General features: G+C 45.9%; 13 protein-coding genes and 1 tRNA gene. 6 read left to right on the top strand and 8 right to left on the bottom strand.

The window, feature by feature from the left end; translation table 11 throughout:
* Positions 1-40 precede the first annotated feature (40 nt).
* Complete coding sequence (locus tag K1X61_14615; GenBank protein ID MBX7109880.1) at positions 41-1,189, bottom strand: aminotransferase class I/II-fold pyridoxal phosphate-dependent enzyme; 1,149 nt, start codon at positions 1,187-1,189, stop codon at positions 41-43.
* Between the two features lie 255 nt (positions 1,190-1,444).
* Here K1X61_14615 and K1X61_14620 point away from each other — a divergent pair, with 255 nt between their 5' ends.
* Positions 1,445-1,960 carry a DinB family protein gene (locus K1X61_14620; GenBank protein ID MBX7109881.1) on the top strand — a complete coding sequence of 172 codons (516 nt, stop codon included), beginning with the start codon at positions 1,445-1,447 and terminating at the stop codon, positions 1,958-1,960.
* An 84-nt stretch (positions 1,961-2,044) separates the two neighbouring features.
* Here K1X61_14620 and K1X61_14625 read toward each other — a convergent pair whose 3' ends face one another.
* From K1X61_14625 to hutI, 4 genes are all read right to left on the bottom strand, one after another.
* Positions 2,045-2,551: a hypothetical protein gene (locus tag K1X61_14625; GenBank protein ID MBX7109882.1), complete on the bottom strand. Its 507-nt coding sequence runs from the start codon at positions 2,549-2,551 to the stop codon at positions 2,045-2,047.
* 122 nt (positions 2,552-2,673) lie between these two features.
* Positions 2,674-4,332, bottom strand: coding sequence for a glutamate formimidoyltransferase (gene ftcD / locus K1X61_14630; GenBank protein ID MBX7109883.1), 1,659 nt, complete (start codon positions 4,330-4,332; stop codon positions 2,674-2,676).
* A 557-nt stretch (positions 4,333-4,889) separates the two neighbouring features.
* Positions 4,890-5,297, bottom strand: a complete 408-nt coding sequence (locus K1X61_14635; GenBank protein MBX7109884.1) for a DoxX family protein — start codon at positions 5,295-5,297, stop codon at positions 4,890-4,892.
* Positions 5,298-5,334: 37 nt separating this feature from the next.
* Positions 5,335-6,579 (bottom strand): imidazolonepropionase, encoded by a 1,245-nt coding sequence (gene hutI, locus K1X61_14640; GenBank protein MBX7109885.1) that lies wholly within the window; start codon positions 6,577-6,579, stop codon positions 5,335-5,337.
* A 177-nt stretch (positions 6,580-6,756) separates the two neighbouring features.
* Here hutI and aroC point away from each other — a divergent pair, with 177 nt between their 5' ends.
* From aroC to K1X61_14665, 5 genes are all read left to right on the top strand, one after another.
* The gene (gene aroC, locus K1X61_14645; GenBank protein MBX7109886.1) at positions 6,757-7,854 is read left to right on the top strand and encodes a chorismate synthase; all 1,098 of its coding nucleotides are present in this window, start codon (positions 6,757-6,759) and stop codon (positions 7,852-7,854) included.
* Between the two features lie 246 nt (positions 7,855-8,100).
* The gene (locus K1X61_14650) at positions 8,101-10,320 is read left to right on the top strand and encodes a T9SS type A sorting domain-containing protein (protein MBX7109887.1); all 2,220 of its coding nucleotides are present in this window, start codon (positions 8,101-8,103) and stop codon (positions 10,318-10,320) included.
* Between the two features lie 45 nt (positions 10,321-10,365).
* Positions 10,366-12,975, top strand: coding sequence for a gliding motility-associated C-terminal domain-containing protein (locus K1X61_14655; protein MBX7109888.1), 2,610 nt, complete (start codon positions 10,366-10,368; stop codon positions 12,973-12,975).
* Positions 12,976-13,004: 29 nt separating this feature from the next.
* Complete coding sequence (locus tag K1X61_14660) at positions 13,005-15,629, top strand: gliding motility-associated C-terminal domain-containing protein (protein ID MBX7109889.1); 2,625 nt, start codon at positions 13,005-13,007, stop codon at positions 15,627-15,629.
* 126 nt (positions 15,630-15,755) lie between these two features.
* A tRNA-Leu gene (locus K1X61_14665) sits at positions 15,756-15,837 on the top strand.
* Positions 15,838-15,994: 157 nt separating this feature from the next.
* Here the strand turns inward: K1X61_14665 and K1X61_14670 are convergent.
* The 3 genes from K1X61_14670 to K1X61_14680 form a co-directional block, all read right to left on the bottom strand.
* A complete protein-coding gene (locus tag K1X61_14670; GenBank protein ID MBX7109890.1) occupies positions 15,995-18,862 on the bottom strand; it encodes an SBBP repeat-containing protein in 2,868 nt (955 codons plus the stop codon).
* 484 nt (positions 18,863-19,346) lie between these two features.
* Entirely contained in the window at positions 19,347-20,057 is a 711-nt protein-coding gene (locus tag K1X61_14675) for an endonuclease III (protein MBX7109891.1), read from the bottom strand.
* Between the two features lie 116 nt (positions 20,058-20,173).
* The gene (locus K1X61_14680; GenBank protein MBX7109892.1) at positions 20,174-23,602 is read right to left on the bottom strand and encodes a T9SS type A sorting domain-containing protein; all 3,429 of its coding nucleotides are present in this window, start codon (positions 23,600-23,602) and stop codon (positions 20,174-20,176) included.
* Between the last annotated feature and the right edge of the window lie 512 nt (positions 23,603-24,114).

A 24,114-nucleotide genomic window follows, 5' to 3' on the forward strand; every position in this document is an offset into this window, starting at 1 on the left:
GCAATCTGCTATAACGATAATTTTCAATGATGAATCATTGCTAAATGCCTTCCAATGCCTGTTCCAGGTCATTGATAATGTCCGCTGCATCTTCCAGTCCAACCGACAAGCGTACTAACCCGTCGGTGATACCATATTGCTCGCGAACCGTTTTGGCTACACCAACATGGCTCATGGAAGCAGGATGCTGAATGATGGTATCTACCGTACCAAGCGAAACAGCGAGTTGACAAAGCCTGATGCTTTGCATGAGTTTTTTTCCGGCTTCGAGTCCGTCTTTTAATTCGAAACTAAGCATGCCGCTGAAATCACGCATTTGTTTTCTGGCTACTAAATGATCACGGTGTGAGGCCAGGCCGGCATAATTTACTCTGGCGATTTTACGGTGTGCCTGAAGGAATGCTGCAACCTTACCGGCATTCCCGCAATGCCGCTGCATGCGTATTTCCAGTGTCTTCACTCCCTGTAGTAAGAGCCAGGCATCAAATGCATTGCTGTTGGATCCTAACAGCTTCCGGTAGTCGAAGACGGATTTATCTATGGCAGCATTTTCCGGGTAGAGGAGCATCCCGCTGATGGAATTACCATGGCCATTCATATATTTTGTTGTAGAATGCACCACGAAGTCAACACCAAACCGAAACGGCTGTTGCAGATAAGGCGATGCAAATGTGTTGTCCACTGCAACATTCAACTTCCTGCTTTTGGCAATTGCTGTTAATGCTTCAATATCATAGCAATCGATGGTAGGGTTGGAAGGCGTTTCGATGTACAGCAATTTAATCTTTGGATCCTGCTTCACCATTTCTTCCACTCGCTGCAGGTTCTTTAAATCCATCAGCACGGGCACTATGCCTTGTTGTGCCAGTATTTTGTTGAGCAGCTCTGCTGTGCCGCCATAGAGGTTTTCCTGTGCGAGCACTTTGTCACCCATCTTCAGAAACGACATGAACAGGGTGCTGATCGCACCCATACCGGAACTGAACATCCGGGCCGTCAGTTTTAGTGACGTGTCGTCTGCATGTCGGATGCCGCAGGCTTCAAGCGCTGCAACCTTATTTTCAGCCAGTTCAATGGTGGGATTGCTCCAGCGGGAATAGATAAATCCTTTCTGCTCTCCTGAAAATACTTCCATCAACGCTTCAGGATCATCGTATGAAAACGTGGTGCTGGCGATGATGGGTTCCATATGCGGCTGAGCATGCTGGAAATTTGCAGGCGCGTTGCGCACGCAGATTGATCCGAAATGAAGGTCCATAACTTTTTTTACGAAGGTATGGAAAGAGCAACAAGTCAATGCTTTGTGGTAATTGCATGCTTGTGTTTTCTGCCGAAAGAACTGCAGTCATGTTTAAAGATTGCTGTATCCGGTGTATCATCGGTATTTCTGATTCAGGTTTTTACATCGTTTATTTGTGTTTTCAGCAAATAAAAATTTTCATCCATGAAAGAAATGATACGCAACTATGTGGCTTTCAATACCTGGGCGAATGAAAGAATCAGCGGTGAAATAATAACACTGACAGATGAACAGTTGCTGCAGGAAATGAAGAGCAGCTTCAAAAATATCAGCGAAACAATGCAGCATATCTGGAACGCACAGAATATCTGGCTGGAAAGGCTGAAAGGTAATTCGCCGGCACAATGGCCCGCTGTGGCATTTGATGGAACAAAGGAAGCGCTGAAAGCCGGTTTGATGGCTTCATCTCATGCACTGGAAGAAAGAGCAGCTGATTACGGCAAAAAACAACTGCGGGAGGAAATCAGCTATAAAACATTAAACGGTACCGAAGGCAGGTCGTCCGTTTACAAGATCCTGATGCATGTTGTTAACCATGGCACCTATCACCGTGGGCAGCTGGTAACCATGTTGAGGCAAGCCGGTAAAACAGAAATTCTGTCTACCGACCTGATTGCTTTTTTCTGGCAACAGGACAAGCAGACTGCACATAAAAAGTAACTGCCATAAATGCCGCTGCCGGATTTTATGGCTGTTATTGTACAAATCATGCAAACTTGAAGCTGATGTGTTGAAGGTGTTGCTTTATTTCAGCGGTGTAAACTTCATATAATTCACGGAATCGAGCTGCAGCACCATCGTATCATTATTGAACTTCACTTTCACGGATGAAGTCTGGTTTTCGATTACGGTAAAAAGCATACCGAGCTTATCATCATAAGACCATAATCCTTTGCGCGGGCCGTCATTTTCAGTGGCGATAAAATTTCCGTCTTGCTGGAATTCCCAGGTATTTTTCTTCATGGCAGAGTCGCGGCTTGACTGGAATGCTGAGAGTTGTTTGCCGATCTGATCAATCTGCTCATTATAAACTTTGAGCTTGGCAGTATCCGTGGTACGCGCAGCACTGTCTTTCAATGACTGCATTTGTTTCTCCCCGTATTCCTGTTGTTGTATATAGTATTGAATGTGCATTTCGTCAATCTTCCATTTACCAAGGATCTGATTCTTTAACCCGGCTGAATTACAAGCGGTAAAAACAAGAGCAATGCTCAAAAAGGGAATGAGCATTGTAACAGGGAATTTTTTCATGAGTTGGTTGAATTTTTTTTCAAGTCGGCAAAGGTAGTTGAAAATGCGGCTTTTGCAAAGGAAGATCAATAGCTTCATCTTGTCTCACTTATCACGTGCTGCAAGGTTATCTTCCTGCCATGTTAATTGACTATTCTATCCTCCACCATGCTGAATATTTCCTTTTCCTTTATCACAGCTTTATTTTTTAATTCATCCGCCCGCTTTAAGAAGGCTGCTTTCATGGCTTCATCTTTCAGTCCCGTAGCATTCACCTTCACATTCAGGTAAGCGCCCAGTATAGCGCTGCGCACTGCCAGTGCACCTACACCGGCATCCGTTACAGAATTGGGGTTGCCGGTTTTTACCATGGCTTCAATAACTTCAAAAGCATCAGATGAACACTGCATCACGCGCAATGGAACTTCAATAGCATTTTTTGTGGCATCCTGGATGGCTGCGCTGCGAAGCTTTTTTTCCTCATCCGTGTTTTTTGCCAGTGCAAAACTTTCCATGATACGGTTGAAAGCGGCGGTATCTTCATCCACCAATCTCAACAATTCGTCTTTTATCAACTGACCTTTCTCTGCATAACCTGAAAATGTTTCCCAGCGCTCATCAAACCCTTTTTTATGGGAGGAGAGATTGGCGACCATACTAGCCAGGGAGATGCCCAATGAACCCATATAAGCTGCCACGGAACCACCGCCCGGTGCAGGTGACTCGCTTGCCGTTTCATTGGCAAACGCGCGCAGGTTCATGTTGACCAGCCTGCTTTGCTGATCATCACGCAACAGGTACTCAATAATTTTTTTATGCGGATCGAAAGGCGCGAGTTCATCCAGGCCCAATGATTTCACGGCAATGTGTATCAATTCTTCTTCCGCAACACCGGCGCTGCGCTTTTGTTTTTTCAGAAAATATTTTCCTGCATCCAGCATTGCCTTTAATGGAATCAATCCAACCAGTTCTGATCCTGTTACACGCATTCCTCTTGCAGCTGCACTTTTCACGCATTCATCAAAAGCAATATGCAGTGGTGTGATGTTGATGTTGGTGAGATTGATACTGACCTGTGCAATGCCATATTCTTTGATAAACCAGCCAATCGCTTTCACGGCTTTTAAGGTTCCAGGCTGAACGACCTCTTCACCTTTTTCATTTTTTACTTTTCGGCCTGCTTCGCGCACATCAAACGCAATTGCATTCGCACGGCGAACAGAAGTGGTGTTCAGATTCACATTATAAGCCACTAAGAAATCACGGGCGCCAATTACTGTTGCACCTGATTTCACCGGCAATTCATCCGGACCAAAATCAGGTTTCCATTCTGCTGTTTTGATTTTTTTGAAGAAGCCTTCGTATTCGCCCGCGCGAATCACAGAAAGATTTTTTCGTGCAGGATTGTCTTGCGCAGCTTCGTATAAATACACAGGAATGCCGGTTTCATTGCCAACACGTGCGCCTAATTTTTTCGCATATTCAGCTGTTTCTTCCATCGAGATATTGGCAATAGGAATCAACGGACAAACATCCGTAGCGCCCATTCTCGGATGCTCCCCTGTATGTTTGCTCATGTCAATTAATTCACCGGCTTTTTTTATGGCAAGAAAGGCGGCTTCTATAACGGCATCAGGCGTGCCCACAAAAGTTACCACCGTTCTGTTGGTTGCTTTTCCCGGATCAACATCGAGGAGGCGGACACCCGCTACACTTTCGATCTCATCAGTGATCAGTTTAATGATGGATAAGTCTTGTCCTTCGCTGAAGTTCGGTACACATTCAATGAGTTGTTGATTCATGTTTGAGGAAAATTTTGCGACAAAAGTACTCCGTGATTTTGATGATTTTAAAATTTGTGAATTCGTAACCCGGAACTGCAGGAACAGGGTTATACCTGTATTCAAAATGGTAAGATCAAAGCAGGGTTTATTTATTGCTAATTCGTCAGGAGACTCACCTGTTGTTCGATGTCCGTGAAGAACCGGGTGTTTTATAGCCAGTGCTGCACATTGATTTCAGGAAAACTTCCTGCGAAGCCGGAAGCAGCAGGAAGCTATCTCAAAATACCTGTAGCTATGCAGAACTTAATTCAGAATCTCATTTATGCGTTGACAGATGCCGAAATAAATTCGGCATGACCGCATGAAATACCTAATTTGAGATAGTTTCTTAATAAAGTACTGATGAACCGCGTGGCTGACAAATCGGGAATTTTATATATTATCTACTTATCGCCGCTAGTTGATTCTGTGATTGTTTCCGTTTTATATTTCCGTAGATGCAGGGCTTGGAAAAATCAAGAGGGACGTGGTAATTTGACAACGGCACAATCGGACCCGGATGAACCGCAAATGCTTTATCCGAACTTCAGGACATATTTCCCTGCACCGGTGAACATCAAACCAAAGAATACGACGCCAAGTTCTGCAGGGTGTGCCCAATTGTTAAAGGAGGTGCTGTCCTGCATGTTGGCTAAAACTGCGATCAGCATGGTGAACCACAACAGTAAAACAGCGGGCCGGAAAAAAAGTCCGGCTGCAAAAAGCAAAGCTCCAAGTGTTTCCGCGATTGCAGCACAAAAGCCCCAAAATACCGGCAGGAAGGTAATGCCGGTTACCTTCATATTATTCCCGAGATCCTGCCATATATCTGCGCCGCCGGTAATCTTCGGCCAGCCATATTGAAACATCGTGGCGCCAATCCCAATGCGGATGATCAGTAAACCGAGATCAGGATATGTTTTAGATAAAAAATTTTTCGGCATCTGTGATTTAATCTTTTCAGGCTGTAGTAAATATTTTTTACGAAATAATTACCTGCTCAATCACATCGTTTCCAAAACTGTATGGGATATTTGCAATGGAATTTACAGGTTTCGTGATGATAAGGTTTGCTTTTTTTCCAATGGTTATCGAACCGGTTTCATGACTCAATTCCATCGCAGCTGCACCATTTATAGTAGCAGCATTGATCGCTTCTTCAGGAGTCATCTTCATTTGAATGCACGCCAAGGAAATCACAAAACTCATTCTACCGGAAGGAGAGGAGCCCGGATTGTAGTCGGTAGCCAGTGTAACCGGCAAGCCGGCTTCAATCATCTGCCGTGCAGGAGGATATTGCATACGCAGAAAAAAGGCGGCAGAGGGAAGCATGGTTGGAATTGTATTCGATTTGCGGAGGCATTCAATTTCTTCATCGCCCATGCTTTCCAGGTGATCAACAGAAATTGCATTGTTCCGTACACCGGCCTGCACACCACCGGAAATTGCCAGTTGATTCGCGTGAATTTTTGGTTTCAATCCGTATTTCCATCCGGCCAGTAAAACGCGGTCCGTTTCTTCAGGGGTAAAAAACCCTTTATCGCAAAACACATCGCAATAATCTGCAAGCCCTTCATCTGCAATTTTGGGAAGCAGCTGTTCAATCAATAATTGCAAATAGCCTTCACGATTGGTTTTGAATTCAGCAGGAATGGCATGTGCCCCTAAAAAAGTGGCCTTCACAGGAATAGGTGAAATTGTTTTTAATTGCTGAATCACGCGCAGCATTTTCAACTCACCATCATAACTCAATCCGTAGCCGCTTTTGATCTCTACGGCGCCGGTTCCCTGCTGCTTTATCTCTTCGATACGGCGCATCGCTTTTTCCAGCAGTAAATCTTCCGGCATTTTAAGCAGCTTCCTGGCAGAATTCAGGATGCCTCCGCCTTTCGCGGCAATTTCTTCATAGGTAAGCCCCTGGATCTTGTATAGAAATTCATTCTCGCGAGTATCAGCAAAAACAAGATGAGTATGCGAATCGCAGAAGCAGGGTAGTACGAGCCTGCCGCCTGCATCAATAGGTGCAGCACTGGATAAATCTTGTTCATTAACGGACTGCTGCATATGCTCCATCGCACCGAAAGCAGCAATCCTGCCTTCGCGGATGAGCAGGTATGCATCTTCAACCGACGGAAGTTTCTTCAGTTCATTTCCGCTGACGTGCTGAACACCGGCGTCCCTGATTCCTGCCAGCGACTTAATATTTTTTATCAGTACATTCATCACCGGAATTTACGGGCGCGAAGATACTTTTTTCCGTTATTCGCACCATACAGGAAAGATGCCCGAATTGATAAGAGCGGCAATTTAATTCATCATTAACTTCGTGAAGCGGGTTCATCCAGGCGGAAGAAATAATACGCAACAGCTTAAGAAGCTGTTTGATAAAAGGTTGATAAATTTATGGCAGGAAATACAATAGGCACCATATTCCGGGTAACAACTTATGGTGAATCACATGGAACCGGCATCGGTGCAGTGATTGACGGATGCCCGGCAGGATTGGAAATTTCAGTGGAGAAAATTCAGCACGACCTTGACCGGCGCAGGCCCGGGCAATCGTTCATCACCACGCAGCGCAAGGAAAGTGATATTGTTCAATTGTTGTCGGGCATTTTTGAGGGAAGAACAACCGGAACTCCCATCGCACTGTTTATTCCCAATGAAGATCAGCGATCTAAAGACTATGATCATATTGAAGCGGCCTTTCGTCCGTCACATGCCGATTACACTTACCAGGTTAAATACGGACGGCGTGATCACCGCGGCGGAGGAAGATCATCAGCCAGAACCACGGCATCTGTTGTAGCTGCCGGAGCCATTGCAAAACAACTGGCCGCCCATGATAAAATACAGATAGCGGCATTCGTCACGCAAGTTGGAGCCATCAGGTTATCGCACGTTAATTTCAATGCAGTGAAAGACCTGGCAGCACTCGTTGCGGTAGCAGAAAATAACATTGTTCGTTGCCCGCATCAGCCAACCGCTGAAAATATGATTGAGCTGATTGACCAGGTAAGGCTGGAAGGTGATACGGTGGGTGGTGTGATTACCTGTGTCATCAAAAATTGTCCGGTCGGATTGGGTGAGCCCTTGTTTGATAAGCTGCAGGCCGATTTGGCAAAGGCGATGTTTTCTATCAACGCCGTGCATGGTTTTGAATATGGAAGCGGATTTGAAGGATCTTCCAAACTGGGTTCAGAGAATAATGATGCTTTTTTTTCAGACGGAGATACAATTTTAACCCGAACCAATTATTCCGGCGGCATACAAGGCGGCATTGCCAATGGTATGGATATATATTTCCGCGTTGCATTTAAACCTGTTGCTACTATCGTGAAAGCGCAGGAATCTGTGAATATGAAAGGTGAACCGGTTACGGTGAAAGGCCGTGGCCGGCATGATCCATGTGTTCTTCCGCGTGCAGTTCCTATAGTAGAAGCGATGGCAGCCATCATGGTGGCCGACCAATTGCTGAGAAACCGGTCGTCAAAGGTTTGAGCGATAGAATAATTGTTTATTCCTTCAATGTGCCATAGCAGCAGGAAATGCGTTGCTGTTTTTCAAAATCAAATCACAGTTCCAGAATGGTTTGTGATAAATAGTGGATACTATCGGTTGACAAATATTACAATGTTGTAAATGCTGATGTATCACACAAAATAAACGTCCTCAATATTAATACCGGGTTATCCATTCTATTATGCCTTTTGCCTAATTTTCCACTTTCAATCAAATGCCAGCCAGATGCAGTTAAATTTTCTTATTGCTTCATTCCTGTTTTCCTGTATTACCGCGTACGGGCAATATGCGATAGACCAGAGTATTACAGTGAAGGATCCGGCAGGTAATGCCATGCAATATCCGTGGGCGGGCGGTTTCAACAATGCTCAGTTTTCAACCGTTGACCTGAACAATGACGGCATCAATGACCTTTTTGTTTTCGATCGTACGGGAAACACCATCTACACTTTCATCAATCATGGAACACCTAACACCATAAATTTCAGCTACAACCCTGAATACAAAGTGCATTTCCCTGCGCTGGAAAACTGGGCGCTGCTGCTGGATTACAATTGCGATGGCATTGCGGATATTTTCACCCATACGCATAACCCTGCCACAGGCATACGTGTTTTCAACGGATCATATGATGCAAATAATGTGATTCAGTTTCAGCTGGCAGACGACCTTTTGGAATACCCTTTTAACTCATTCCAGGTAAACCTGTTTGTCAGCGCCGTGGATATACCCGCCATCGTGGATGTAAATCATGATGGTGATGTCGATATTCTCACCTTTCAGCAAAACGGCGGCTATGCTATTTATTATGAAAACAGGTCGCAGGAGAACGGACATGGCTGCAGCGATTTAGACTATGAGCCGGTTGATCAGTGCTGGGGAGATTTTTTTGAAAGTGGCTTTGTGCGGGCTGATTCGCTAAATGTCCCCTGCCCGTTTATGACGGGTGGTGAACAGCAAAAGGATGACATTCGGGAGCTTCGGCACACCGGTTCCACTTTGCTGGCATTTGATAACGATGGTGACAATGATGTGGAATTGATTACCGGCGATATCTCCTTCTCGAATATCGTTTACCTGCACAACGGAGGTACACCAGCTGATGCCAACATCAACAGCCTTGACACGCTGTTTCCATCCTATAACATCAGTGCTGATGTATATACTTTCCCTGCTGCATTCTATACCGATGTGAATAATGATGGATTAAGGGACCTGTTAGTGACACCGAATAATCAGCAGGGTACCGAAAATTATAACTGTGCCTGGTATTATCAGAATAAAGGAAACAGTACTACTGCTGAGTTTGATTTCCAGGCAAAAAATTTTATGGTATCAGACATGATTGATGTAGGTGAGGGAGCCTGCCCTGTTTTTTTTGATGCTGATAATGACGGGCTGAAAGATATTATTGTGGGCAACTATGGTTATTTCGACCTGAGCGCTCCGGGCATTTACGACGGGCAACTGGCTTACTATCGAAACACGGGCACAGCCACAGCACCTGCCTTTCAGTTGATTACGGTTAATTATGCAGATGTTCTCTCACTGGCCGTGAAGTCTGTCTGTCCTACCTTTGGCGACCTGGATGGCGACGGAGATGCCGATATGATTACGGGAAGAGATGATGGCACCTTATTGTATTTCAGGAATATCGCAGCATCCGGTACAGCGGCAGATTTTGTTTTTATGGCGCAGAATTACGCAGGCATTGACGTGGGCAATTTCAGTACACCTCAGCTCGTGGATGTCAATCATGATGGGTTGCCTGACCTCTTGATTGGGGAACGGGATGGCAACCTGAACTATTACCGGAATACCGGCACTGCAGCAAATCCTGTTTTCGCAACCGGCGATAATTTTTTCGGTGAAGTGGATGTCCGTCAGCCCGGATACACGACAGGATACAGTGCACCATTTCTTGTGCAGCTTTCACCCGGCGATCCTTATACCTTGTTTGTTGGCTGTGAACGGGGATTCATTTTTCAATATGGAAATATTGATAATAACCTGGATGGAGTTTTTACGAAGATGGATTCAACGTATGCAGATATTTACCAGGGACTCCGTTCCACTGTTTCAGGCGCTGATGCGGATGATGATGGAAAAATCGAGCTGCTGGTGGGTAATTACCGAGGTGGCGTAACATATTATAACCAGGCACCAGAGGTTGCAGTGCCATTTGCGCCGGTGAATGTTGTCTTGCAACTTTTCCCCAATCCTGCAGCGCAGTCTGTTAGTCTTATTGTGCCTCCGGCGCTTAATCGTGCGGGATTTAACCTAACGCTGGTGAATAACCTGGGGGAATCAGTGCTGACACGCCACGTTGAAAATGCAGGAAGGTCAGTTTCACTGGATGTTGCAGGATTGCCGCCCGGAGTTTATTTTGCCCGGATCAGTGCGGATAAAAACAACTTTGTGGGTAAACTTCTGATCAGTCACTGATAACTCCGCAAAGATTCGCTAACTTGGCGACGTCCAATTGAGCAGATGCACCGATTTTTACGAGCCACCCCTTTGATGTATCTCTTAGCTACGGCAGTGTTGTCGTTGTTGCCGTATTTTTCCTATTCATCGCATATCATCGGCGGCGAACTTTCTTATGCATGCAATGGCAACGATAATTACCAGGTTACACTGAAAGTATACCGTGATTGTTACAACGGGCAGGCGCCGTACGATAATCCAACTTATATTTTTATATATGACAATACCACTAATCTGCTTGTTACCTCATTATCCATAACCTTTCCGGGCGCAGATGAATTACCGAACAATACCGGTAATCCCTGCCTGATTGTTCCGCCTAACATTTGTGTGGAAGAAGCCATTTTTACCAAGCAGGTGCACCTGCCGCCTACTGTTGGAGGATACAGGATGATCTATCAGCGGTGCTGCCGCAACTCAACGATCGTAAACATCGTGGATCCGGCTAATACCGGGGCAACGTATGAAGCTACTATCCCCGGGTCGGCACTGGCCGACTGCAACAGCAGTCCTTACTTCGTGAATTTTCCGCCCACCATTATTTGCATCAATACACCATTTGTATTTGATCATTCAGCCACTGATCCTGACGGTGATTCCCTTGTTTATGAATTATGCTATCCCTATGACGGTGCCACTTCATTTAATCCGCAGCCAACGCCTGGCAGCCCGCCCATAAACTACAACAACGTCAATTTTATTGCTCCGTATTCTTACGATAATCCGATGGGCGGAGCTCCGCCGATGGCTATTGATCCGGCATCAGGTGAACTTACCGTAACACCTACGGCAACCGGACAGTATGTAGTGGGGGTGTGTGTGAGTGAATACCGAAACGGGAATTTGCTGTCCATTCATCGGCGCGATTTTCAATTCAATGTAACCAACTGCAATAATGCCTCCGCATCTATCAATGGAGGCAGCAATACAGTGAACAGCCCGGCGCTCTTTAATTCATGCGACGGCTTCACCTTTTATTTTCCGAATAACAGCAATAATGCAACATCATATCATTGGGATTTTGGGGTTCCCGGCCTTACCAATGATACTTCCAATCTTGAAGTGCCGGTATATACTTTTCCTGATACCGGAATATATACTGTTACCTTAATTGCCAATCCGGGCTCTTCCTGTGGTGATACGGCGTACGGGATTGTATATGTTTATCCTGTACTCGACGGACAGTTTTTATTTCCCAACGGTTGTGTAATTGATTCGCTGCAGTTTACGGACCTTTCTACCAGCGGTGTTGGAAATATCAATTACTGGTTCTGGAATTTTGGCAGCCTTGGCAGTTCGTTTGATCAAAACCCGCTCTTTGCATTTGATACTTTAGGCACCTATTATGTGCAACTGGTGGTTGGCACAGACCTGGGCTGCCTGGATACAACGGTGGGCTTCATTACCATTCACGAAAAGCCGGAAGCTATGGCCTATCCTGATACGATCATCTGCTCGCTTGATACTATTCAGCTCATTGGTTCTGGTATAGGAAATTATAAATGGGATCCTGCGTACGGATTGAATAGTGACACAGTGCAGACACCACTGGCAAGCCCTGATGAGGAAACGCTCTATCTGCTCACTGTTACCAATCAGTGGGGATGCGTGGACACTGCCAGTGTGCAGGTTAATGTTTATGATTCTGTAATTGCTTTTGCCGGAAATGACACTACGATTTGTCCCGGCGACATGGTACAACTGCATGGCACCGGCGGTGTGTATTTCAATTGGTCACCGTCAGCAGGGCTTTCAGCTGATGATATACCGGATCCGGTGGCACAGCCGGGCGCTTCGGTCACCTATGTGATGACAACCTTCATTGGTTCCTGTATCGATACTGATGCAATCCAGATACTGGTGAAACCTGATCCCGAAATTGCAGCAGGTGCTGATGCGACGATTTGTATTGGCGACACAGCTGTATTAACAGCATGCTGTGGCACAAGCTATGCCTGGAGCCCCGTGGTTGCATTAGGTGATCCGAATGCAGACACTACTTATGCCAGCCCGGCCATTACCACTATTTATCATCTGCAGGCATCGGATGCGAACAGCTGCCCTGTTACGGTTTACGATTCAGTGACAGTTTTTGTGATTGCGCCTGCCCCGTTATCCGTTACACCGGACACCACCATTTACCTGGGAACAACAGCAACTTTACATGCAGACGGTGCTGATACTTACAGCTGGACGCCAACCGACTATCTGAGTGATCCACTTATTGCCAACCCTGTTGCTTCTCCGACAGCATCCACTGAATACACAGTTGAAGCCATCACGGCTGAAGGCTGTCCGTTATCAGCATCACTTAAAATTACAGTGATAGATGATCCGCTTGTTGTATTTCCCAATGCTTTCACACCAAACAGTGATGGGCTGAATGATGCATTCCTTCCAGTGGTGCTCGGTATGTTTGAATTAGAAAGTTTTAAAGTGTTCAACCGCTGGGGTGAAATGGTGTTTGCCGCCACGGATATCAGCACAGGATGGGACGGCACCTATCAGGGTAAAGAAGAAGCTATCGGTACGTATGTTTATGCACTTTCTGGAAAATCACTGTCAACCGGCAAGACATACTTCATAAAAGGAAATGTTGTATTATTACGTTGACTAAATGAGTTGAAAAAAACGAATTTCACATGAAAAAATGTTTACGCTTTTTCCTATGTATAGCTATTCTCGGCCTTCAACCGGTCATTTCAAAAGCATCTCATATCGTAGGGGGCGAAATGATTTATGAATGCCTTGGAAATAATGAATACCTCATCACGCTTAAGGTGTACCGCGACTGCTTTAACGGTACTGCCGCTTATGATAATCCGACCAACGTCTTCATCTTCGATGCTAACGGAAACATAGTTGCCACGCTGCCTATCCCGTTTCCGGGATCAGATACGCTTCCTAACAATTCCGGTAATCCATGTCTCGTGGTGCCTCCGGGCATCTGCGTGGAAGAGGCAATCTTTCAATATAACGTGTTTCTCGATCCGTCACCGGGCGGTTATACAATGATTTATCAGCGCTGCTGCCGTAATTATTCCATCGATAATATTCTGAGTCCTGATAACACGGGTGCCACTTATCTCGGTTACATACCTGACCCTGACCTTGCCGAATGTAACAGCAGTCCTTATTTCAATAATTTTCCGCCACCGCTGATCTGTCTTGCTGAGCCATTGGTTTTTGATCATTCCGCCACTGATCCGGATGGTGATTCACTGGTGTATTCTATTTGTGACCCATACCTGGGAGCAAGTTCATTGAATCCATATCCAAATCCTCCCGGTCCGCCACCATATAGTTTTGTGACTTTTGTTGCCCCTTACTCTTCATCTAATCCAATGGGCGGCTCTCCTTCTCTGACGATTAACCCTGCCACAGGGCAACTGACGGTTACGCCAACTGCCACCGGACAGTTTGTAGTGGGTATTTGCGTTTCTGAATACAGGAACGGACAGTTTCTGGATGAGCATAAGCGCGATTTTCAATTTAATGTGGCGCAATGTATCGGCCCGCAGGCTTCCATTGACGGCGGAAGCAATACCATCGATAATCCGGCTGTATTCAATTCCTGCCAGTCATACACTTTTACTTTCCCCAATAATTCTTCCAATGCTACTAACTACTTCTGGGATTTCGGAGTTTCAGGCTCATCAACCGATACCAGTTCACAAGAGAATCCCACTTTTACTTTTCCGGATACCGGTCTTTATCACATCATACTTTATGTGAATCCGGGAAGTACCTGTGCCGATACTGCTTATGGTGATGTGTACGTATATCCGTTCTTCACGGCTGCCATGTCGGCGCCTGACGGATGTGTGGGACAGCCGGTGCAGTTTGGTGATGTCACCACTTCAAATTATACAGCTGTCAATAGCTGGCACTGGGATTTTGGCGATGGCGATACATCTAACATAAAGAACCCGTCTAATATTTACGATGCACCGGGAAGTTATACGGTAACACTGATTGCCGGTAATGAAGCCGGTTGTATCGATACTATTGCTGAAGTAATAAACATTTTTCCCAGCCCTACCATAAGTGCCCTGCCGGATGACACGATCATCTGTAAACTGGATCAGATTCAGATGAATGCAGTGGCTACAGGTGCAAACAATTTCAACTGGGAGCCCAACTATAACCTGAGCAGTACGTCTGTTTCCAATCCATTTGCAGGTCCTGATGTTACGGTAACTTATACGGTGTCTGTTTCCAACAATTTTGGTTGCGTGGCCATGGACAGTGTTCATATTGAAGTATATGATACAGTGATTGCCAAAGCCGGCAGCGACACCACTATTTGTCCCGGCGGCTCTGTACAGTTACATGGTACGGGCGGAATCAATTTTCAATGGTCACCTCCCAATGGCCTGAGTTCTACCACCATTGCGGATCCAATTGCTTCGCCGGCATCTACCACCAGCTATGTTTTTTATACTTCGGTTGGATCCTGTTCAGCAAAAGACACCGTGACGGTATTTGTGAAGCCGTTTCCAAATATTGTTGCCGGGCCTGATGTGAGCATTTGCCAGGGGCAGAGCGTGGAGATTTCAGCATCAGGAGGGACCTCTTACTCATGGCAACCTGCAGGAACCCTTGATAATCCCAATATCGCGAATCCGGTTGCGTCGCCTTTGGTTACAACTACTTATACAGTTTCTGCAACCAACGTAAATGATTGTCCTTTCGTTGGACAAGACAGCCTTACCGTTAGCATTATTCCCATTCCGCCAATTTTCATCAGTCCGGATACCACCATTATTCTCGGTACATACACAACACTTTCCATTACCGGTGGCGCGTCCTATATATGGGTCCCATCCGATGGCCTTGACAATCCAACCAGTGCGACACCAGTTGCATCACCGGATCAGACTACTACATACATTGTCTACATTACAACAGCCGATGGTTGTCCTGCGATAGACAGTGTAACCATTACGGTAAATCCCAATCCGCTTGTCGAATTCCCCACTGCGTTTTCGCCGAATGGAGATACGAAGAATAACTACTTCAGGCCATTAATATTGGGTCTTGCTCACCTTGATGAATTCAGGATATTTAATCGATGGGGAGAAGAGGTGTTTGCGATCAGTAATGTAAATGTCATTGGTGGACCATTACCAGATAACCTAAGCTGGGACGGCACCTATAAAGGTGAGCCGCAGCCGGTTGGTGTGTATGTCTATTACCTTAAAGGGATAGCTTCCGCAACAGGACTTACGATTGCCAAGCATGGTAACCTTACACTCGTGAGGTAGGTCGTTTTATTGGATCATAATAAACGCGCGGATGCCATTTTCCGCGCGTTTGTTTTTTTAGTACCCCGCGTGTAAAGTTTTTTTACTTTTGCCCCGCTCCAAAACATTATACGCTTCAGTTATTATGCCCGGGTGGCGAAATTGGTAGACGCACCATCTTGAGGGGGTGGCGCCGTAAGGTGTACGAGTTCGAATCTCGTCCCGGGCACATTGATGCTGATGTTTAGCTGATGATCAGCTTATGCTGATGTCCATATCCTTCCGGGCTTTTCAGCATCATTCTCTTTTCAATAACCGATTCGGTTTTTCTGTGGGAAGATGTTAATGATATTTACAGAAAGGGACACGACTTTTCCCGGCAGTATTTATCGTTGCACAAGCAACTTTGCCAGGTACCAATTTCCGATTGCCTGCAACTCAAACAGATAAAGCCCTTGTGCAAAGCCTGACAGATCGATGGAGAAATCAGTGCTTTCCCGGTCGGCTATCCATTCCTCCGACCAGATCACCTGGTGAAGCGGTGTTAGCAGGTTTACTTTGAGTTTTTGCGGTGCCGCACCGGTGATCTTTAATAAAACATGATCACTTGCCGGATTCGGATGCAACGCTATTTGAAGATCCCCCTCACCGCAGATGATGCCTTCATTGGCGGCTCTTGCAAACCAGGGCAAAATGTTGCTGAATGCGTTAATCCTGTAGCAGGCATTCGGTTCAGATGAAGCATTAGCGGATGCCACTTTTAACAGGTAGGTGCCTTTGGAAGCATTGTTTAAAATGATTGATTCGTCGGTGGTTCCGGTATTGGCAGAAGAGTTGATCAACTGCCCGTTTTTTTTGTAGAGGAAAAGGTCATAGTCTGCCAGCAGATCCGATAAGTCAAATTTAAGGTTGGTAGTGATTACTGTTTTAAACTGAAACCAGTCCTGATCAGTGGACGATGCAATGGCACCGGTGTAGCCATAGAATCCAAGATCGGCAGTAACATTGATTTTCGCGGCAGTGAGATAGCTGTCGTTCGGTTCATATTTATCTTTGCAGGCATCACTTACATTCAGTTTGATTAATTGCACTTCATCGCCGCCATTGGTGCCGGATTGATAAACGCCGGATGAGTTGAAGAAAGCAGTATCCGTAACAACGGCCATATAGAGTGATTTGCTTTTTTTGTCCCACTCAATATCAAATACATTTTGCTCGCCGCCGGCCCCCACAATATAGTTCCAGGCCAATGCTCCCTCAGCGGTGTATTTAGCAACAAATCCATCCTGCAAGAATAATCCTTCATCTGCCATAAATATATTGCCGTTCACATCTTCGTCACTTCCGGTTTGACCTGCCAGGTAGATGAAGTTATTTTCTTTGTCAATCGCTATACCTCTTGCCCGATCCAGGCTGGGCCCGCCGTAGTAGGTTCCCCATGCGAGCTGCCCGTCGGGCGTAAATTTGGCGAGGTAACCATCGGCGGATGGGTATCCATCATTATTGTATCCTTCATTCCATTCTGGATCCGCAGTGCCGGGTGTTCCTATTCCGGTCTGACTGATTGTCCAGCCGCCGATATATGCATTTCCATCCGCATCGGTCTGCAGCCCTCTGCCGTGTTCATCTTCTTCACCGCCGAAGTAGCTGCACCAGTACAGATGGCCGGTTGTATCCCATTTCGCGATAAATGCGTCCTGCGGACCACCGCCATAAACGCTTTGATGAACACCGGGCGTTGCAAATTGCGAGGTACTTTCACAAGTACCCTGGATATAGAAATCACCGTTGCTCAAAAGAGCGATATCGTGTGCGCGGTCTTGCCCGGGCCCACTCAGATAAGAACACCATCTGAGTGTACCGTTATTGGTGAAGGCACCTGCCATTACATCGCCTTCGGTTTGGTTGCCATTGTATATTTCCTGGTAAGCGCCTGCGGTGGCAATGTTATTTGCACTGCAGGTGTATCCGTCAAAATATATATTGCCGGCGGCATCGCAAACGATAGCACTGATCTGATCACCATATCCTGTACCTCCGAAATAGGTTGCCCACTGTCGAATGCCATTGATGTCAAACTTCACCAGGAATGCATCCATGGCTCCACCGAACAGCGGCTGATGTGAGCCGGCTGTAGCAATACCATTATTGCTGAAGGTATTGCCTCCTACAAAAACATTCTGCCAATCATCGGCAGCGATAGCATGGCAACCATCGCGGTCATTGGAACCATAGTACGTGGCCCAGGCCAGCAGGCCGCTTGGTTTAAACTTGGCAGCAAAGCCATCCACAACTCCTCCACCGAAGATTACCTGGTGTGCACCGGTGCTTGCAATATAGAGCGTGCTCATCGTATTGCCGGCCAGGCAGGCATTTCCTTTCAGGTCTACCGATAACTCTCCTTCATATAAATCTTCTGCAGCATTTCCGCCATAATAAGTGAACCAGGTGATGTTGGGATCGATGACGACAGCACGGCCATGCAGGCCGGTAGATTTGTAGCCGATTTTGTTTTTTGAAATCGTGTACCGGACATCAACCGGTGAAAGATCATCGGCCGCATATGCACTGATCCTGCCTTCATTAATCATTCCGTTCACTGCTTTGATACCGACACTGCCGTCTGCCAGTAAATTCATTTCGGGAACGCCATCATACTGCAACCGGATAACAGTGGGGTCAGCGCCGGGCTGGAGATGCCATTCATATTTTAAAAATGCATGTTGGTTATCCGGTGCGGAAAACACGAGGTCAATGCCCGGATATACATTTTTATAGGTAATGGTGCGGAAACTGCGTACATGGGTAACGCCGCTGACTCCGGTGCCTGCAGTATAAAAATGCAGCAGGGCGCTATCCTGAAGAGATGCTGATAATTCAGCATTGGCAGCATTGAGGAATGTAATATCAATTCTATTTGAAATCACATAGATGCCTTTTTTGCTGCAGCCGGTTTTTCGGTCAATATCATATTCAGGACAGGTCGCATTAGTAACATTGCATTCCTTGCCCATATACTGGAAAAGTTCATAGCTGAATCCGTCATTTCTCAGCTGCAGATTAAAACTGCCGCTGGCATAAATATACCGGACAGCTGTATTCGGCCGATAAAACTGATCGGTAATCTGCCCTTTGTTTTCTACAAATCCCGTTGTGACACTATATGCTGTTGATGCCTGATCAACGGGCTGTGTAAAAGCAAAGAGATGGATTAATAGCAGGAGCGCAATGCAAGGCATGAATAGCTTTTTCATCTTACCGGCATTTTAATGAGTGAGTGAAGTATCTTGAATGATGCTGTTCAGCATTTCAGGGTTTTCGCGCTCAAGCCATTAATTGAATTTTCCTATATGATGCTCAGTAATCACTGATGCTATAAAACATAATTGCAGTTTGAACAATACAGACCGGCTGTTTTAATGTCTGCTGATTCTTCAAACTGATCCCGCCCCCGGAATTCATCAGGAAATATAATTAAATAATTATTTGTAATATAGAAAAAATAGTTTTTTCATCATCCTGTGGTAGAAAACTTCACTTTGCATATTAGTGGCCTTCAGGATGAATCGAAGTCGCCTGCCGGCAGAAACCTGTCAACACTTTCAGCTAGAAAACATGCATTGAGTGCTCATAATGCAGCAGGTTAAGATCTGCCTATACAGGCAACGGGTCAGGATGATGCGGCCCGGAAAGGCCGGCGCTGTTTATACGGGTGAATAGCGGGTTGTTCTTTGCAAATTATCGTTTTGCCTTCATCTTATGCTTTGGCACAGCAAGTTGATGCTTAACCTTCGCCTTCTTTGCCTGTTGCTTCGATAATTTTTCGTAACCGCCTTTCATGAAAAAATTACAGGCTGATTTCATCAGACAGTCAGGGCACATGGGTGTCGGCCTGCATATTTCCCTGCCCAGAAAAGAGATGGCCATTCCTGCCGCTCCCCAGTTTTTTCTGTCAATGACTTTCATCAATTGCTCTTCCACTTTTCCGGCATCAGTGCCTTTTGCAATTCCCAAACGGGGTGCAACACGCAGCACATGCAGGTCAACGGCAATGCCTTCTGCCATCGCGCCGGTTTCGCGCATGATCACATTGGCCGACTTGCGTCCAATGCCGGGAAGGCCTGTAAGCTCCTGCATCGTGGATGGCAGTGTCTTACGAGCCAGTTCAGCAGCGGCATTGATAATCCATTCAGCTTTTTTACGGCCTCCGGGAACACCTTTAATCAGCGAATACAGATCATCCGGTTTTGCAACAATGGATGGGAAGTCAGGATAATGTTCGAAGAGCGCGGGTGCAATCTGATTAATATACGCATCCGATGACCTTGCGGAAAGCACCACCATCACCAGCAACTGATATTCATTCGCATAATTCAGCGGATGCTTTCTGGTTTTATACTTCCGCAGAAGCGGGTTAATTGCTTTCTTCCAATCTGTTTTTATTGCCATAACACAATGTTGCTTTGCTTACCGGTGTCACAATTTGCATTTGCAGCCATACGGTTGAGCGTATGTATTACAGATGATGAAATGATGGAATTCATCTGTTCTTTTGACGTGAAGGATTATTGCACCATCAGTTTTTTAGTGATGTGATCTTTTCCGGAACTGAAAGTTATAAAGTAGACTCCGCGACCGAAAGGAGACAAGTCAACATCAAAACTTTCCGCCGTCTGATTTAGGAATTTTTCAGTGTATACTATTTTACCTAACAGATCGCGAATCTCGAGGTACCCGTCTGTTCGCTCCGGCAGGCTGATATCAATGTAACAGCGCCCGTTCGTGGGATTCGGATAAATATCAACCATGGTCTTATCAGTAAAGATACAATCACCGGTGCCTGTGGTAAGTCCTACCGTGAACTGCTGATATACCTGTCCGCCGAAATCACTGTTGAAGTTCTTGATGATGGCGCCATTGGTCGTATTCCTGAAGCGAACATATCCGCCTCCCTGGTAAGGATTGGCCCACCAGGTAAGGCCGTCTTCTCCGCTGTCGGTCAGCTCAAATTTGTAACAACCTGCAGTCAGTGATACTGTATCACGGTAGATGATGTTCGGATCGAGGCCGCTTTTATCAATCAAAATATTACCGGATTCATCCTTCAGTGTATAACTGTTTTCATCAGCATAGTTGTTGGTCTTAAATTCAATGTAGAATTCACCCGGCATCACAACAGGATAAACAAAGTGGGAAGTGGCAGTATTGTTATGATCATATTCATCACTGCCGCCGTTTGGTTTAGCGATGGTTACCACAAATTCTGTGGCATTCGGTACCCATTCAAAAGATCCGAGCGTGATAGTAGCTGATTCGGTAAACTTCAGATTACCCGTCCAGTTGTAGACGGAAGGTGTCGCACCATTCAATCCATAGCTGATGGTCAATGAGGTGAGGGTAGTGGCGCCACCATTGCTGATTTTAATGACAGGATTGGTACAAACCGGATTCATGCGTCCCCACATCTGATCAGTGCCAGGAGCAAGTATATCATCTACGGATGCATCCAGCGAAAAATTCGGTGCACTGTAAGTGACCAACTGATCTTCTATCTGGTAATAGTCCCAGCCATACGTGCTGGTATATGCCTGCACATCATGATCAAGTGTGACAGCGCTGCCGGGCGTAAGGAAGGGGGAAAGTTCCCAGTTATAGGTCCATACTTCCGCGCCCGGACACCAATTCGCACGGTCATAAACCCACGTGCCGCCTTGTGGATACACGGGATTGAGATCACAGTTATTCCTCCATACAAGTTTTGAAAACTGTTGCACATTGTTCACTTTGTAATAATGTGTCTTGGCACAAAATTCCGCGCAGTTTTGCGGAGAATCCATGCCATGCCCGGTGATGCGCGACTTCCATCGTGCATTAGCTGCATCAGCAGGAATATCGATGGTGAGCGGTTGCAGGTGATTTTCTATCGGGTCGCTGCTCTGTCCGTAGTTGAAGCCGCCGTTCCACAGGTTTTGAACGCTTAACACATCGCGTGGCGGCGTTCCTTCTATCATCAAAAACTTTACATCCAGCAATTCCTGCCAGTTGCCCGCATTCAGGTGAACACTGTCTGCAAGCAACGGCCTGTAATCACTCACATCAAATGTCCAGGTGAAACCATCACCGAGGCTCAGGTTAATACCATAGGGCGTAATGTATCGGGCCAGTTCATACCGGATTACCTGTGGGTACTTATGGTACCAGTCGTAGTAATCAAGCAGCAGCGTGTAGTCCGGTGCAACAAGTGAAGAATCGACAACTTCACCCTGTGCATTAAAGACATAGTGATAGTAAGGAAGCCACACATTCTCGATACTGGTAGCGTCGCCGGGATTATTGACGGAGTCGTAATAAGTTATCAGTTGCACAGGTGTCGTGACAGCAGAGTCAACCACGAAGACGGAATCAATATATTGATCGTACACACCTCTTTCAAAAGTTATGTTTGGTCGCAGCGAAGTGGGGTTGAAGGAAATGATCTCATCTGCATCCCGGAATGGATTGTCAACACCAGCAGCATCAGCAGGAGCATGATTGCCAGGTGCGGCATCGGAAAATGTCTGATAGTTGCCGTCGTCAAACTGATAATATAGAGCCAGGTTGTTGTAGTAAGGATGCGAAGCATCTATTTTCTTGTACATATATTCCTGGATGATGGCAGCCGGCAGTTCTTGGTTGAAGACAGCGAATTCATCTATTTTCCCTTCATATGTTTTTGAACCATTCCAGTTTCCTTTACCAATCTTGAAATATTTAATACCCTTCATGCTTTTAGTTTTGTTGCTTCCGGTGTACCACTGCACACCATTCAGATAGATCCGCATCCAGCCTGTTGCTACATTTTTGGTAAATGCCCAGTAATTCCATTGGCCTTTTATCTGCGGTGCCGTAGCAACTTTGTGAATACGGTCATAACCGGTTCCCGAGAAGCCGGCATCCCAGTAAACGTGACTGTCGGACCAGGGAAGGTGCGAGTTCAACAACCTGTTTTGCAGACTGTCAACAGCTTCAAATGCAGTACCGTCCATAGGTTGCAGTTCAGGTGTTCCATAGCACCAGAATGAAATGGTTACAAAAGAGTCGATGGCTGCAACCTGATCATTAACCGGCACATCGACGTAGCCAAAGCTATGAAAGGCAGCAACACGATCACTGCCTGAAGAGGTGAGGCCTGCAGTAAAGCCGGCTGTTGCAGCATTCACTACATTATCGGTGGCCGGTGCATTGTTCTCGTATGAAATGTCGATGATGATATTGGAAGTGCCGTCCCAGTTAAATGGCGTGGTGAATTGCAAGCTGTTTGAACCCGTGAGTTGAAATGCGGTATTCTTTGCATATACGGTCGTAAAGCCGTCGTTGGCAAAGTTTGTTTGGGTCAATGAATCAAGTGTAGCCGGCTTCATCCTGATGGTCAGATTATGTACTTCACCACCTGAAGAAGTAATATAAAACTGAATGCCGGTTATGCTTCCGGCCGTCATGCCCGCGGCAGCGATTTCACCTGCCTTCCACAGATATTGAGAACGTGAAACGGGATGAGAGGCTCCGAAAGGTGCGGTTGCTGCGACGGTTCCTGTACCTAACTGATAAGTGCTTAATGATGATGTGCTCGTATTCACCATAAAATATTGCCAGGCAGGCAGATATTTCCATGATGGTGTTTGCATATAGGAAAAGCTGTCAGGACTTGTACCGTTCACAGTATAGGTTGGCTGATGAATCTGCGTGGAGTCCAGGAAGCCGGTATTCTTGTAGAGGTAGGTGTAAGTCAGGTAGTCCCATTCCCCGCAGGCCGGACTTTGTGCCGGATTGCATTTCAGTGTATACTTCATGAGAATTTTCTCAAATCTCACCGTATCAGATGGAAATACAAACCATGCATCCTGCGGTGAACCAAATGTGAAGGCCTGCACAACAATCGTATCGCCCGGACCTGCAAACGCTTTCATGGTAACGGCAGTAACAATAATGGAAATCACGAGCAGCAACTTTTTCATGAGATTTGAAAGTATTTATGAAGCCGAAAATAGCGATTCTGCTTCAATGAATTTAGATAAGCAAAGCATCATTGCGGCTATAGTAATCCGGTTGCTATAATAAAAATAAGATGGAGCCTCCGTAATGACTACCACAGGGTGTTTCCATAGTTGTTCTATTCAGTAATCCAGCTTTTTTTACTGTATGATTTCCTGTTAAGCGGCTGTATAACCAATGTTCTGCAGGCATGATCCGTCATCCAGCCGGATTCAATTTGACCATGTGCGTTGCAGGATAAGTAGCAAAGCTCGGAAGTATTTCCCTGCAAGCGATAGTTTTTCCTCAAGGTTATACTTTGGTAATATTGGCTGCCACAGCATTTTTTGCTCTTCGCTAATCTTAAGCCGGATGAAAATGTAAACCGCGGGAACGCCGCAAGGTGCAAAGTCATGCGCAGGAAATCAGTCCTGTTTATTCACGTTTTTATATCTGCAGCAATCCGAGTAGTTTTGGGCTCCCTTGATAATTTCCT

It is taken from the genome of Chitinophagales bacterium (assembly GCA_019694975.1).
GTDB lineage: Bacteria > Bacteroidota > Bacteroidia > Chitinophagales > UBA10324 > JACCZZ01.

Bases quoted from the DNA above. Each gene is read 5' to 3' on its own strand.
- K1X61_14655 (MBX7109888.1), top strand. From the start codon at position 10,366: ATGCACCGATTTTTACGAGCCACCCCTTTGATGTATCTCTTAGCTACG.
- K1X61_14660 (MBX7109889.1), top strand. From the start codon at position 13,005: ATGAAAAAATGTTTACGCTTTTTCCTATGTATAGCTATTCTCGGCCTT.
- K1X61_14635 (MBX7109884.1), bottom strand. From the start codon at position 5,297: ATGCCGAAAAATTTTTTATCTAAAACATATCCTGATCTCGGTTTACTG.
- K1X61_14625 (MBX7109882.1), bottom strand. From the start codon at position 2,551: ATGAAAAAATTCCCTGTTACAATGCTCATTCCCTTTTTGAGCATTGCT.
- K1X61_14650 (MBX7109887.1), top strand. From the start codon at position 8,101: ATGCAGTTAAATTTTCTTATTGCTTCATTCCTGTTTTCCTGTATTACC.
- aroC (MBX7109886.1), top strand. From the start codon at position 6,757: ATGGCAGGAAATACAATAGGCACCATATTCCGGGTAACAACTTATGGT.
- K1X61_14615 (MBX7109880.1), bottom strand. From the start codon at position 1,189: ATGGAACCCATCATCGCCAGCACCACGTTTTCATACGATGATCCTGAA.
- ftcD (MBX7109883.1), bottom strand. From the start codon at position 4,332: ATGAATCAACAACTCATTGAATGTGTACCGAACTTCAGCGAAGGACAA.
- K1X61_14670 (MBX7109890.1), bottom strand. From the start codon at position 18,862: ATGAAAAAGCTATTCATGCCTTGCATTGCGCTCCTGCTATTAATCCAT.
- K1X61_14680 (MBX7109892.1), bottom strand. From the start codon at position 23,602: ATGAAAAAGTTGCTGCTCGTGATTTCCATTATTGTTACTGCCGTTACC.
- K1X61_14620 (MBX7109881.1), top strand. From the start codon at position 1,445: ATGAAAGAAATGATACGCAACTATGTGGCTTTCAATACCTGGGCGAAT.
- K1X61_14675 (MBX7109891.1), bottom strand. From the start codon at position 20,057: ATGGCAATAAAAACAGATTGGAAGAAAGCAATTAACCCGCTTCTGCGG.